Genomic DNA, 13,149 nt, shown 5'->3' on the forward strand with positions numbered 1-13,149 from the left:
AAATTACAGTCCTTCTGTTGTACGCCGGATGCGTTTGAAGTTCTGTTCGTATTCCCACCCATCGTCACTGCGTACCGCGTTGCATCGCTCGATGACAGCTCTGCCAGCGCTTCGCGATGTGCTTTCAACGCGCCTCACAAGGCCTTCGTCAACCCCTGCACTAGCGAACGCAACTCGTCGAACTGCATCGCGAGTTCGAAGCTCAGGATAAAGGCCATCGCATAGAAGGCCCCCGGATATCCTCGCGCTAAGGTCAACACGGGTGCCGCGACGCGCGTTCGGACATACGGCACATTCATCACGCAGGCCATCCCGACGCCGAGGGCCGCGCCCACGAGCACATCGCTTGCGTAATGCAGGCCGAGAAACACACGCGGCAGACAAATCAGTATCGCAGCGTGCAGCAGTGCGTAGATGCCCACACGCCACGACGCCACGAAAATGCCCGTGGCGACCGCGCACCACAACATCGCGTGATCGCTCGGGAATGAGCTCCAGGTGCGCAACAACGGTTCCTTTACGTCTGCGGTGGACGGAAACAGCGCCTCAAATGCCGGGTTGTACATCGGCCTGATCCTAAACGGCAGATAGTGAGCCATCAGTCGGCCCAGTATCAATGCAAGCAGGCCGCTCACGATTGTGACGATGACGACTTCGTGGTTGCGTCGAGGCTGCCCACTGGGCTTGAACCACACCCACCACAATAGGGCGACCAGAACCAAACCTTTGAAGATATAGTGGTTGGCGACTGCCAGGACGATATGTGGGACGAGAGGCGACTGAAACGTAATGTGGCTCAGATAGTCGATGACCTGTGTATCGAAGGCGTTCATTTATTGTTCTCCGTATCTGCGATTCTTCGATCGAGTTCTCGCCCACCTCAATGCATGGACGAACGTGCCGACAGCGACGCGCGGCGCATGCGCACACATCCACGATTCCTTCTGCTTTGTAATCGCGAATTGTCATTCTTCTGTCATGTGTCTCATGGTAGGGAAAGTCAGCTATCTGAACCGTCTGTTCGGTAACGAAATGACCGATCATTTTCGCCGTAGGGGCAGAACGCGAAAAATAAATAATCTATGACGGAGTGCTTAATAAAATGTCGATAGAAATTTATGAGTTGCGGTCCAGGGCGTTTTGCCCGAACATCTCTACGTACTTTCCCGGACATCGGCATGGGCTCAACGTCACTAGAGCGTGGCGGGCAAACGATCTGAGGACCCGAGCGCAGTAGGGTCGGGTCGGATCAGGCTTTATGTTTCATTGTGTATCCGTTTGGAACTTGCCCTGCACAGGGGGTTCGAACTGCTGGTCTCAAGAAGACTACCCATTGATCGCTCGGCTTACAGGATCCTTGGAGCGGAAATAGTTCGTGATGCGCCTATTTGACGCGTGCGTTGCCCAGCCCGAGAACGAGGCTGTGCCGCTCGCTCGATCCTGGCCTCGACCTTGATCCTGATTTGATCCTTGTCCGATGGACAACCCCGTTCGCTATCAACAACTGCCGACCATTACATATCGTCGAATCGACAATGCATTTCCGTTTCAGACCCACTTCTCTCATATAGGTCGTACGAATTTGTCGAGTTCCCAGGAGACACCGAATGCACCACCCAATGAAGGATGCACGCGATGAACAAACAACCTGGAGGACACCTCCTATACGTGTCGAGGACGCCGGACCCCGCTCTGCAGGCGTTGTTGACTGAGAGAGGCTGGGCGGTCTCGACGACCGGGTCGCTGCGCGAGGCGCAACGGCTGCTGTCGAAACAAGCGCCTATCGTCGGACTGTTCGATTTCCACAGCGGTTTTACGACGCGCCAAATCTCCGCGTATGAGAGCGTGTTCACTGTGCCTGGTGTAGGGTGGGTTACCACTGTATCCGAGGCCCAGTTGGAGCAGAGCCAGACGCTACGGATGATACGGCTGTATTTTTTCGATTTTGTCGCGTTGCCGTGCTCTGCAGACCGTGTCGTCGATGCCGTCGACCATGCGCACGGCATGACCACGGTCGATAAGGCAGGCACCGAAACGGCGCCGGTCGAGGACCTTGAAATGATCGGAACCTGCGAAGCGATGCAGACCCTGTTCCGAACGATAGGAAAGGTGGCCAACACGGATGCGCCGGTGCTCGTCTACGGCGAATCCGGAACCGGTAAGGAGTTGACCGCAGCGGCCATCCATAAGCGGTCGGTCCGCAGCAAAGGGCCGTTCGTCGCCATCAACTGCGGCGCGATTCCTCACGAACTGCTGCAGTCCGAGTTGTTCGGTTACGAGCGCGGCGCCTTTACGGGGGCACAACAACGCAAAATCGGACACGTCGAATCGGCAGATGGAGGCACGCTGTTTCTCGACGAGATCGGCGACCTGCCGCTCGAGAGTCAGGTCGGTCTATTGCGCTTCCTTCAGGAGCGAAAGATCCAGCGCTTGGGCTCCCACGAGACTATCGCTGTCGATGTGCGCATCATTTCGGCAACCCACGTTGAACTTGAGGAGGCCGTGCGCAACGGTACTTTTCGCTCCGACCTGTACCATCGGCTCTGCGTGTTGCGACTGGTCGAGCCGCCCTTGCGCGCGCGCGGCAAAGACATCGAGATCCTTGCGCACCACATGCTCGAACGTTTTCGGGGCGACAGCCCACGGCGCATCCGCGGCTTTTCCGAGGCGGCGATTCGGGCGATCTATAGTTATGATTGGCCGGGCAATGTTCGCGAACTGATCAATCGCGTCAGGCGTGCCATCGTCATGACCGAGGGACGTGTCGTGACGCCCGCAGACCTTGAACTCGAACACTGTGTGGACGCCGGTGTCGTTACCCTCATCGACGCCCGCGAAGCGGCCGAACGTCAGGCCATCGAAGACGCGTTATTGCATCATCGAAATCGCCTCAACCGGGCGGCCCAGGCGCTCGGGATCTCGCGTGCCACGCTCTACCGGCTGATACAAAGTCATGGTTTGCGCGCAGACACGCAGGAGTCGACAACTGCACAAGCGTCGCCCGAAGAGAGCTCGGATGCTTCGAGCGGCCAGAACGGATCGGCTTCCGACTCCAGCCGCGACCCGGGCCCCGCGTTGAGCCCTCGTGAGATCGATGGCGAAGCGCTCGCATTGATTCGGCAGCCGGCGCCCTCTGCCTGAGTAGTAGACCAATAACCGCGCGACGCGCGAGCTTATGACGCGGCCGGTTCGGCCGGGACTCGCCCGTAGTTATCCTCGAAGCGCACGATGTCGTCTTCCCCCAGATAGTTTCCGGATTGAACTTCGATGATTTCGAGCAGCGTCTTGCCTGGGTTCTCGAGTCGATGCGTTGTACCCAGCGGAATGTAGGTCGACTGGTTTTCAGTGAGCAGGAAGGTCTCGTCGCCACAAGACACCTTGGCGGTCCCGCGAACCACGATCCAGTGTTCGGCGCGATGATAGTGCATCTGCAAAGAAAGGCTAGTCCCTGGATTGACGATGATGCGCTTGACCTGAAACCGTTCGCCGCTATCGATGGAATCGTAGGAGCCCCACGGCCGATGCACTTTGCGGTGGCAACTGACTTCGCTGCCGTGCTCAGCCCTGAGCCGCTCGACGACGGTCTTCACGCCTTGCATATGATTTTTATCGGCGACCAGAATCGCATCCGCCGTTTCGACCACCACGACATCCTGCAAGCCCAAGCAGGCGATCAGCCGCCCTTCGGAATGGGCGAAACTCGACGTCGTATCCTCGAACATCACACGCCCGCGAGACACGTTGCCGTCGTTATCTTTAGCCACCGCCTCCCAGATGGCGTCCCACGAACCGATATCGGACCAGCCGGCGATCAGCGGTACCACAACGCCCGGGAACGGACCGTTGGCGGAAAGGTTTTCCATCACGGCGTAATCGATCGAATCGTCGGGGCAAGCCTGGAATGCGTCTGCATCGAGTCGGAAGAATTGACCGTCGAGCGAGCCGGATGAAAACGCGGTCTTGCATGCCGCGTAGATCTCGGGACGAGAGGCCTCTATCGCCGCCAGCCATACGGATGCGCGGACTACAAAAATGCCGCTGTTCCACCAGTACTCGCCCGATTGCAAATAACGTTGCGCAAGTTCCTGATGAGGTTTTTCGACAAAGCGCTCGATTCTGTGGCCGCCGTTCGTGTCGAACGGTGCGCCGACCTTGATATAGCCATACCCGATTTCGGCGCGTCTCGGCACCACACCGAGCGTGACGATAGCGCCGTGTGCAGCGTAGCCGGCGGCGCACAGCACGGCCGCCTTGAAACTGTTCGTGTCCGGTACCGCATGATCGGCGGGCATCACCACCATGATCGCATCGTGGCCGACCGCTAGTGTTTCAAGTGCTGCGGCGGTAAGCGCTGGCGCGGTGTTGCGCGGACTCGGTTCGAGAATGATCTGCGCCGGTTTGCCGACGCGCCGCAATTGTTCCGCGCTCATGAAGCGATGGTTTTCGCCGCACACCAGGATTACGCGCTCGTTCACCGGAGTCGCGTGAGATAGACCGTCCAGGCGGCAAGCGGTAGCCTCCAGCAGAGTCTCGTCGGCCAGCAAGCCGAGTAACTGTTTGGGGTACTGTTCGCGCGACAGCGGCCACAAACGGGTGCCGGCGCCGCCGGCCAGAATCACCGGTTGCAGCGCGATATCGAGGTGCTCAGTAGCAGTGTGTTCCGTGGTCAGTGCGTGGACGTTTTCGTGGACTATCTTCATAGCGTCGCTCCAAAAGGATGGGGCAGTTCCGCCGCCGCTTCCGTTACCTCTGGGGAAGCGCGCCTGAACTGCAAGACCGACCCAGCGTGCGCAGCATCGTGCTCGATGTCGGGAGGGTTCCATGCCATGCTGAGATAAGGCATGCCGTGCTCCAGAAAGGGCCCCACGGTCTTGTGAAAGTCAAACGCTTCGTAAAAACTTTCTTGCTGCGTTGGAACGCTGACGTGAACTGGACGGCCCGGCCACGCCATCTGGGCGGCTGCCAGCGCATGAGTCACCAACTGCTCGTGCGTGTCGTCGTCGCGTCGCGTCGGGTTCGTCAGCAGTTTGTCGATGATCACTTCCGGGTCCAATTCATCGCCGGGCAGCAGACGCGCGTAGGCGCCGATCTGCGGCCGCATGTTCGCGGCTTCATGACCTGATTCAAGAAGAAAGACGTGCAGCGCTGTCTCGTCTTTGTCGTCGATGTCCAGATGAATGTGCGCATATTCGACAATGAAAACGGTGCTGCGCTCTCGTAGTATTGAATACAACTCTTTGGCCGAGAGATGTTCGAAATCACTGCATTTCCAATTCATGACCGGTTCCTCTAAAGCTGGCATTACGTTCGCCGTTTTATTAGCCGGTGCGCAGTAGACCAACGCCCGGCGCGCATTGACCATTGCACCTTACGCGTACCGATGGCGAGGATCGGTTCGAAACCGAACTCATAGGCAACAGCATGTCGGTTTCTTTAATATTTTTTCGGCGCGAGAGCGGCCGTCGCTACTGTTCGCTCTCGTCATGGAGCAGTGACGCATGCATCCATGCATCGCGCACTCGCTCATCGGCAGGTCTCGCTGATGCGACATTTTCACGCCCTCACCGGCTGCGAATCCGGTTTTACGCGGCGCCATCCACGTCGCTAGATGCCGCATCACGAATCGCCAATCAGTAGGTATCACAAGGCCTATTGCCTCCCGGACGGTGCGAGTCACCACTTCGATTTCGTAGTGCGATAAGCGCTCGGTCCCACAACGATTCATATCCGCAACGTTTTTGCTAAGAGGTGCGCCGCATTTCGCGCATCAAGGCGTAACCCTTTCAACACAGGGGATGCGCAGCCGTGGCACGGATGTCGCTCTATGCATAAGGTCTCATCGAGCAACGCGTCGGGTACAAGGCTCGTTGCAACACCGAGCGGTCGCTTTGCGGGAGCCGGATAACAGGGGGTAGCAAAAATGTCGAACGTATCAAGATTGAACGTACCAGCGGAGCTGCACCACAACCATCTATTGGGTGCGTTGCCACCGACGGAGCTTCGCCGGCTTGCTCCCCATCTTCGTCTTGTGCACTTGCAAGCGGGGCAGTTGCTTTCCGATGCGGGTGAACCGATCAAAGCGTTGTACTTCCCGACGACAGCGGTGTTGTCGCTGCGCTGCTTGATGGAAGACGGCGCTAGCGTGGAGGTCTCCGCGATCAGTCGTGAAGGTGTCGCCGGCGTACCCGTTCTGACCGGTGGTCATGCAATGCCAAGCCGTATCGAAGTTTCCACGCAAGGATACGGATACGCAGTAGACGCGCACCATTTCAAAAGCGAATTCGCACGCTCGGACGCCATCAATAGCCTAATGCTGCTGTATATCCAGGCGCTGATGACGCAGATCGCGCAAAGCGCGCTTTGTAATCGGCGTCACTCCGTCGATGAGCAGCTATGTCGTTGGTTACTCTCGGCGCAAGACCGTATGCAGGCCGGCGCAGAGGTGACCGAACTGGTGACGACGCAGCAGATGATTGCGGACAGATTGGGTGTGCGCCGTGAGGGGGTAACCGAAGCGGCCGGGAAACTCGAGTCTGCGGGACTCATTCTTCGCCATCGCGGCCGCATAACGATAACAGATCGTGACGGTCTGGAAGACCGTACCTGCGAGTGCTACAGCATCATCAAGGGCGAGTTCCAGCGCCTGTTGCCAGCGCGCGCCGAAGAAAAATCCACACGCATCCGTGACACCGGGCGCGCGGTCATTTCGTCCAAGGGCTTGCATGCGCCGGCGCGCGCGCTGACTTGGTAGGCATATCGACGGAGAACGCACGATGTTGAAACTGGGAATTTCCGCGAGGGTATTGGACGTCGCGCTGGTGGCGGCCGCTGCGCTTCTTGCTCACAGGCTTCGTTTCGGTGCGGGTGTCTATCTGGCCGACACGGAGCAACTGATGATTGCGTTTTACTGCACGCTGGTCTTGCTGCTGTTCCCTGGCTTCGGCCTTTACAGGTCATGGCGTGGCATGCCAGTTTCGCAATTGCTTTGGCGTGTGCTGGGCGCATGGTGCGTGGTGACCGCAATCGGTTTGCTGTTCGCTTTCACACTGCATCGCACCGATGCCATTTCGCGCTTGTGGCTCGGTTTGGCCACGCTGATTGCCGGGGCATTTCTGATCATGGAGAAAGCGCTCGTGCTTTTCACCTTGCGCAAATTGCGCAGCAGGGGCATCAACGAGAAGGCTATCGTTATCGTCGGGCCGGAAAGCTATAGCCGCATGGTCCTGAACCAAATCCACAGCGCGGCTCAAGCGGGTTTTCGCCCCCGCTGCCTGTTCGATGAAAGCGCCGCAGAAGGGCACCGAGTGTGCGGCCTCGAAGTGATGAACCGGTTCGACGAATTGGTGACACGAGTGCGGCGTCGAAACATCGACGAGATCTGGCTGGCGTTGCCGCTGTCGGAAGAGCACACGATCCAGCGGTTCGTGCGCGAGTTCCGTCACGATTTCGTCGATCTGCGCTTCTTGCCCGATGTGCGCAGCGTATCGCTGTTTACGCAAAGCGTTGCGGAAGTCGTGGGCATGCCGGCCATCAACCTGACGGCCAGCCCGATCAGCGAGCCGGAACTGTGGCCCAAGCTGGTGTTCGACCGGGTCTTCGCCGCGCTGGTGCTGATCCCGATGCTGCCTTTGCTGCTGGTGCTTAGCCTGCTCGTCAAGCTGTCGTCGCCGGGGCCCGTGCTGTTCATGCAGAAGCGCAAAGGCGTCGACGGCCGCCAGTTTTCTATTTTCAAATTCCGCACCATGAAACTTCATGCGGACAAGCCGGGCGAACTTGCCCAGGCCTCTCGCCACGACCGCCGGATAACCCGAATCGGCGCATTCCTGCGCCGTACCAGCCTCGACGAGTTGCCGCAGTTCGTCAATGTGTTGCTGGGTCAGATGTCGGTGGTGGGGCCGCGTCCACACGCGATCGAGCATGACAATTTGTACAAGGATCTGGTGGACGGCTACATGTACCGCTACCGGATCAAACCCGGCATCACGGGGTGGGCGCAAGTCAACGGCTATCGCGGCGAAACACGCAAAGTCGAAAAAATGGAGGCTCGCGTCAAGTTCGATTTGTTCTATATCCAGAACTGGAGTTTCTGGTTCGACATAAAAATTATCTTCATCACCATCTTCAAGGGCTTTGGCGGACGAAACGCGTTCTGAGCCGACCAGACATCACGAAGGCCAGCGCGCTCGGCATCGGTATGCCGAGCGCAGCATTGGCCATTCCAAGGAAAAAGCGACTATGCCTATCAGAACCGCGACAAGCCTATGCGTATGTTTATCCCTTGCCGCGTTCGCGGGCTGCACGCTCGCGCCGGGGCCGCATCTGGATGCATCGCGCATGCACGACGACTTGAGTGCGAAGACGAGTACCGAGGTCTACCCCGTGACCTTGATCACCCCGGAACTGATCGCCACTCAGTTGCACGACCAAACGCGGCGGCCCACACCGCCGGTGATCTCCACGGCTGCGCGTGATAGCGACTATCACGTGGGCATTGACGATATCGTGGGCATCTCCATTTGGAATCACCCCGAACTCACGGCGGGGGGCGCCGCTACGGCCGCACTGCCGAGCGCGGGCAGCGCGGTGTCCGGCAACGCCGGGGGCCAGGAAATTGCACCCGGCGGTCAACGGGTCGGCACCGACGGCACGATCTTCTTCCCATCACTGGGACGCGTGCAGGTCGCGGGCAAGACTACGGCGGAAATTGGTGCGATGCTGGCCCGGAGCTTGTCGCGCACCGTGGTCAATCCGCAGTTGGAAGTCCACGTGCTGCAATACCGTAGCCAGCAAATACAAGTGACCGGGGATCTGAAAGATCCCGGTTCGATGCCGATCACCGATGCACCTCTGAAGGTGGTCGATGCCATCGCGCGTTCGGGCGGCGCACTGGCCGATGCCGATTTGCAGCGCGTGCAGCTTACGCGCGGCGGCAAGACCACGTTGCTCGATATACAGGCCGCGCTCGACAAGGGCGCAGTGGATCAGAACGTGGTGCTGCAAAACGGCGACATCCTCAACGTTCCCGATCATACCCAGACCCGCGTATTCGTACTGGGTGAGATCCTCAAGCCGCAAAGCCTATTCATGAACAAGGGCCGCCTTACGCTGGCCGATGCGATTGCGAACGCCGGCAGTATCGACACGGGTAGCGCCAATCCCCGCCAAATACTGGTGATCCGGCGCTCGGCGGCCGATCCGACCAAGCCATCGCTGTACCGGCTGGACATGTCCCAGGTCGACGCCATCATGCTGGCGACGCAGTTCCAGTTGCAGCCACTGGATGTCGTTTATGTCGGAACCTCGGGTATGGCTCACTTCAACCGCGCGTTGGACCAGTTGCTGCCGACTGCGGAAAGCCTGTATCTGCTCAATTCTCTCCGACCGTGAACCGGCCGCTCAACATGGCGGGTTCTTCTTCGGCAATCGATCTGCGAGGTACATCAATTTGAATACTTCTCCTATGAGTCCGGCTTTCCCCCGTGTGGTCACAGCGGGGGAACGACAGCCCAGTGCCGGGGATATCGTGCGTCTGATGCGCGCCCACATCGGGCAGGTGCTCGGGATTGCCGCGTGTATTGCGGCATTGGCGGTCGCGTACGCGTTTCTGGCCACGCCGATTTACTCGTCCGATGTGCTGGTCCGTGTCGATCCGCCCGAACCCAATGCGTTTGGCGTGGCCCCGCAGGGTCAAATATTGACCCAGGCGGTGCAGCCTCCAACCCAGGCGGAAATCGCGATCATGCAAAGCCGCTCGGTGATCGAGCCGGTAATCCAACAGTACAAGTTCGGCGTGCTCGCCGTGCCCCACGCGGTGCCGGTGCTAGGCGCCCTGACCAAGTTGTTCGCCAAGCCGGGGGTGCCGATTTGGCCCAGCCTGCGTCTTGACCCGGGGTTGGGCATCGACCTCGATTCGTATGCGTGGGGCGGTGAACAGATCGATGTCGCGTCGCTCACGGTACCGGCGCAACTGGAAGACAAGAAACTCGATTTGAAAGCGCTGGACAACGGCCACTATCAGTTATTCGACGCGGCTGGCCGTCTTTTACTCAGCGGCACAGTCGGGCAGCCCGCTCAAGGCAATGGCGTGTCGATGCTGGTGCAGGGTCTGGTCGCACGGCCTGGCACCCGCTTCGACGTGAGCGGTTCCAACGAGGTCAATACGATCCACCGATTCCAGGGCGGTCTGACCGTGTCGGACGACGGCAAGGATACCGGGGTGGTACGCATCACATTCAGCAACCGCGACCCCGTGGTTGCCACCGGCGTTGCCAATGCGATCGCGCAGAGCTACATCGCGGCATCGATCGAAAGCCATCAAGGCACCGACGGCAAGACGCTGGCTTTCATCCAGCAGGAGTTGCCGCGCTTGCGTAACGATCTCCAGCAAGCCGAGACCGATCTGACTCAGTTCCGGACGTCGTCGGGATCGATGGAGCCTGTGGCGGAAGCGCAATCGTATCTGCAAGGCGGTATCGATTTCCAGCGGCAGATCGCTTTGCTGCAAATCCAGCGTACCCAACTGCTGCAGAACTTCACGCCCGATAGCACTCAAGTGCACAACGTCGACCAGCAACTGGGGCAGCTCAATGCCTACAAGCAGAAATTCGACGCGCGCTTCAGCAGCATGCCGGCGTCGGAGCGAGAGAATGCCGATCTTACGCGTCGAGCGAAAGTCGCGGAAGCGATTTACACGTCGATGGTGAACAAGGCCGAGGAGCTATCGGTGCGACGCGCCGGCACGACCGGGAACGCGCATATCGTCGATCAGGCGGTGCGTCCGTCGCTGCCGATCAAACCGAACCGGATCCTGGTGATCGGCGGTGGGATCGGACTTGGGTTGCTCCTCGCAATCGCGTATGTGTTTGTGCGCTACCAAGTGTTCGGAAGAGTGACAGACCCGATGTACATCGAGCAATACTTGAGCGTGCCGCTGTTCGGCGCTCTGGGCTTCAGCCGTGCTCAAGCGGGCCTTGAGATGTCGGCGGAGCCGCTGCGGTCGACGCAGCCGGAAAGCCGCGTTGAATGGAATCAAAGCGGGAATCAAAGCGGAATTCAAAGCAGGAGCCAGAGCGGCAGTCGGAGCGCAAACCCGAGCGGGAACCCGGGCGGGAACCCGGGCGGAACCGACAGCGCCAGCGACGAAGTGCCGATGCGCCCCGGCTGGGGTGCCCGCATCGGGGTTGCCAAGACGATGAATCTCACCGCGTCGCTACCGCCTAGCGCGCATCGCCTGCTCGCCCGCAGTTTTCCGCATGATGCAGCGATGGAGTCGTTGCGCCGCGTACGTACCGCGTTGCGCTTCGAGATGGTTCATGCGCCCAACAAGATCGTCGCGTTCACGGGGCCGACTGCGGCAACCGGCAAGAGTTTTATCGCGGCCAATTTGGCCGTGTTGCAGGCACAGACAGGAGCGCGCGTATTGCTCATCGATGCCGACATGCGTTGTGGTCGTCTCGCGTCTTTCTTCAGGCAGTTCAATGCGGGAGGCCTCGCCGACGTGCTACGCGGCAGCCTGCCAGTGCGCAGCGCGATCCGCTCGGTCGGTATCGCGAACCTGTCGTTCATGGCCTGCGGCGCCTACCCGGCCAACCCTTCCGAATTGTTGATGACGCGCACGTTCAGCCAACTACTGAGTGAGTTCGATGCACAGTTCGACATGGTGATCGTGGACACGCCGCCGTTCCTGCCGGTCACCGATGCTGCCATTGTCACACCGCAGGCGGGAGCGACCCTGCTCGTGCTCGGCTCCGACATGCAGAGCAAGAAGCAAGTGGAAGACACCGTGAAAGGGCTGGACCGCACGGGAGCCCACCTGGTCGGTGCGGTTTTCAATGCGATGCCGACGCGGCAGGGAGCGGGACCGTATGGCCATGATCTCAATACCCGCTACGTGTACGAACCGCGTGTCGACGCTGCGAGCGCCGCTTAAAACTGGGAACCGCAGCGGTATCGGGTCGGTGCAAGGCGTTTGCGCGAGCGGGCGTGACTGCACTGGCGCAATCCGTATTCATGAAAGGAGAGCGCACGATGGGATTCGTCATCAATGGCAAATTTACCGCGCAACGCATCACTGGGGTGCAGCGTGTCGCAAGCGAGTTGACGCGCGCGTTGGCCGAGCGCGCGATGCGGCACGGCAACCTCGCGCTGGTGGTGCCCAGGAACGCCCGGCCAGCGCAATCCGAGCTCGAGCGGCGTCAAGTCAGCGGCGGCATTATAGGCCGTCTCACAGGCAATCTCTGGGAGCAAATCGCGTTGCCGCTATCGACACGCGCGCAGACGCTCGTCAGTTTGTGCAATACCGGACCCCTATTCAAAAGACGTCACGTCGTGATGATCCATGACATGGCGATCTACGACACGGCTGCGGCGTTCACTCGAAAATTCCGTCTGTGGTATCGCCTGGTATTTTCGCTGCTGCGTCGCAATTCACTGCACTTGCTTACGGTTTCAGAATTTTCGCGGCAACGCATGATTCATCACCTGCATGTGCCGGCGTCGCGGATTTCCGTTATCCGCCCGGCCGTGGACCACCTGGAACACATTGTCAGTGATGACGGCGTGCTCGCGCGGCATGCCCTGCTGCCGCAACGGTATTGTCTGATGGTCGGTAGTCTGGATCCGCGCAAAAACCTGACGCGATGCCTGGCGGCGATCGAGCAGCTCGCCTACCCGCCCGACTTCAAATTCGTTCTGGCCGGAGGGAGCAACGCCCGCGTCTTCGAGGCCGTGACAGGGCCGCAATCGCAGGCCTCCCGACAAGTGATACGAACGGGTTTTGTCACCGATGGCGAATTGAAGGCGCTTTACGAAAACGCCATGTGTTTTGTGTTCCCTTCGCTCTATGAAGGATTTGGACTGCCGCCGCTCGAGGCGATGTACTGCGGTTGTCCGGTGATCGCGTCGCGGCAGGCATCGTTGCCTGAAGTGTGCGGCGATGCGGCGTTGTATTGCGATGCAGCCTCGATCGACGACATCGCGCAGAAAATCGAGCTGATGCTGGGCTCTCCAGAGTTGCGTGAGAGGCACCGGCAACTTGGGTTGAAACGCGCGCACGCGCACGGTTGGCGCGAGGCAGCAGATCAATTGTCCGACGCGTTGGCGCACATTGAAGCGTCAGATGCCGGTCTGGCTTCCGATACGTAATAACTC

General features: G+C 59.5%; 9 protein-coding genes. 6 read left to right on the plus strand and 3 right to left on the minus strand.

The features are described from left to right. Nucleotides 1-134: 134 nt before the first annotated feature. On the minus strand, nt 135-833 hold the full coding sequence (locus tag GSQ77_RS04905) for a phosphatase PAP2 family protein (RefSeq protein ID WP_158899639.1): 699 nt from the start codon (nt 831-833) through the stop codon (nt 135-137). 802 nt (nt 834-1,635) lie between these two features. Here GSQ77_RS04905 and GSQ77_RS04910 point away from each other — a divergent pair. Next, nucleotides 1,636-3,141, plus strand: coding sequence for a sigma-54 dependent transcriptional regulator (locus GSQ77_RS04910; protein WP_174246390.1), 1,506 nt, complete (start codon nt 1,636-1,638; stop codon nt 3,139-3,141). A 32-nt stretch (nt 3,142-3,173) separates the two neighbouring features. Here the strand turns inward: GSQ77_RS04910 and GSQ77_RS04915 are convergent, their stop codons facing one another. After that, nucleotides 3,174-4,700, minus strand: a complete 1,527-nt coding sequence (locus tag GSQ77_RS04915; protein ID WP_158899643.1) for a mannose-1-phosphate guanylyltransferase/mannose-6-phosphate isomerase — start codon at nt 4,698-4,700, stop codon at nt 3,174-3,176. Then, entirely contained in the window at nt 4,697-5,362 is a 666-nt protein-coding gene (locus GSQ77_RS04920) for a GNAT family N-acetyltransferase (protein ID WP_158899645.1), read from the minus strand. The genes GSQ77_RS04915 and GSQ77_RS04920 overlap by 4 nt, the downstream gene beginning before the upstream one ends. 558 nt (nt 5,363-5,920) lie before the next feature. Between GSQ77_RS04920 and GSQ77_RS04925 the strand changes: the two genes are divergently transcribed. The 5 genes from GSQ77_RS04925 (at nt 5,921) to GSQ77_RS04945 (ending at nt 13,143) form a co-directional block, all read left to right on the plus strand. Next, nucleotides 5,921-6,751 carry a Crp/Fnr family transcriptional regulator gene (locus GSQ77_RS04925; protein ID WP_158899647.1) on the plus strand — a complete coding sequence of 277 codons (831 nt, stop codon included), beginning with the start codon at nt 5,921-5,923 and terminating at the stop codon, nt 6,749-6,751. 22 nt (nt 6,752-6,773) lie between these two features. After that, nucleotides 6,774-8,153 carry an undecaprenyl-phosphate glucose phosphotransferase gene (locus GSQ77_RS04930; RefSeq protein WP_158899649.1) on the plus strand — a complete coding sequence of 460 codons (1,380 nt, stop codon included), beginning with the start codon at nt 6,774-6,776 and terminating at the stop codon, nt 8,151-8,153. Nucleotides 8,154-8,235: 82 nt separating this feature from the next. Then, complete coding sequence (locus tag GSQ77_RS04935) at nt 8,236-9,387, plus strand: polysaccharide biosynthesis/export family protein (RefSeq protein WP_158899651.1); 1,152 nt, start codon at nt 8,236-8,238, stop codon at nt 9,385-9,387. 58 nt (nt 9,388-9,445) lie between these two features. Next, nucleotides 9,446-11,929 carry a polysaccharide biosynthesis tyrosine autokinase gene (locus GSQ77_RS04940; protein ID WP_158899653.1) on the plus strand — a complete coding sequence of 828 codons (2,484 nt, stop codon included), beginning with the start codon at nt 9,446-9,448 and terminating at the stop codon, nt 11,927-11,929. A gap of 98 nt (nt 11,930-12,027) precedes the next feature. Then, a complete protein-coding gene (locus GSQ77_RS04945; protein ID WP_158899655.1) occupies nt 12,028-13,143 on the plus strand; it encodes a glycosyltransferase family 1 protein in 1,116 nt (371 codons plus the stop codon). The last annotated feature ends 6 nt before the right edge of the window (nt 13,144-13,149 follow it).

The sequence above is a fragment of the Burkholderia sp. L27(2015) genome, from assembly GCF_009765705.1.
Classification (GTDB): domain Bacteria; phylum Pseudomonadota; class Gammaproteobacteria; order Burkholderiales; family Burkholderiaceae; genus LMUX01.

What these genes read in the sequence shown, in the direction of transcription:
- GSQ77_RS04905 (WP_158899639.1), bottom strand. Translation starts at nt 833, where the DNA reads ATGAACGCCTTCGATACACAGGTCATCGACTATCTGAGCCACATTACG.
- GSQ77_RS04910 (WP_174246390.1), top strand. Translation starts at nt 1,636, where the DNA reads ATGAACAAACAACCTGGAGGACACCTCCTATACGTGTCGAGGACGCCG.
- GSQ77_RS04915 (WP_158899643.1), bottom strand. Translation starts at nt 4,700, where the DNA reads ATGAAGATAGTCCACGAAAACGTCCACGCACTGACCACGGAACACACT.
- GSQ77_RS04920 (WP_158899645.1), bottom strand. Translation starts at nt 5,362, where the DNA reads ATGGTCAATGCGCGCCGGGCGTTGGTCTACTGCGCACCGGCTAATAAA.
- GSQ77_RS04925 (WP_158899647.1), top strand. Translation starts at nt 5,921, where the DNA reads ATGTCGAACGTATCAAGATTGAACGTACCAGCGGAGCTGCACCACAAC.
- GSQ77_RS04930 (WP_158899649.1), top strand. Translation starts at nt 6,774, where the DNA reads ATGTTGAAACTGGGAATTTCCGCGAGGGTATTGGACGTCGCGCTGGTG.
- GSQ77_RS04935 (WP_158899651.1), top strand. Translation starts at nt 8,236, where the DNA reads ATGCCTATCAGAACCGCGACAAGCCTATGCGTATGTTTATCCCTTGCC.
- GSQ77_RS04945 (WP_158899655.1), top strand. Translation starts at nt 12,028, where the DNA reads ATGGGATTCGTCATCAATGGCAAATTTACCGCGCAACGCATCACTGGG.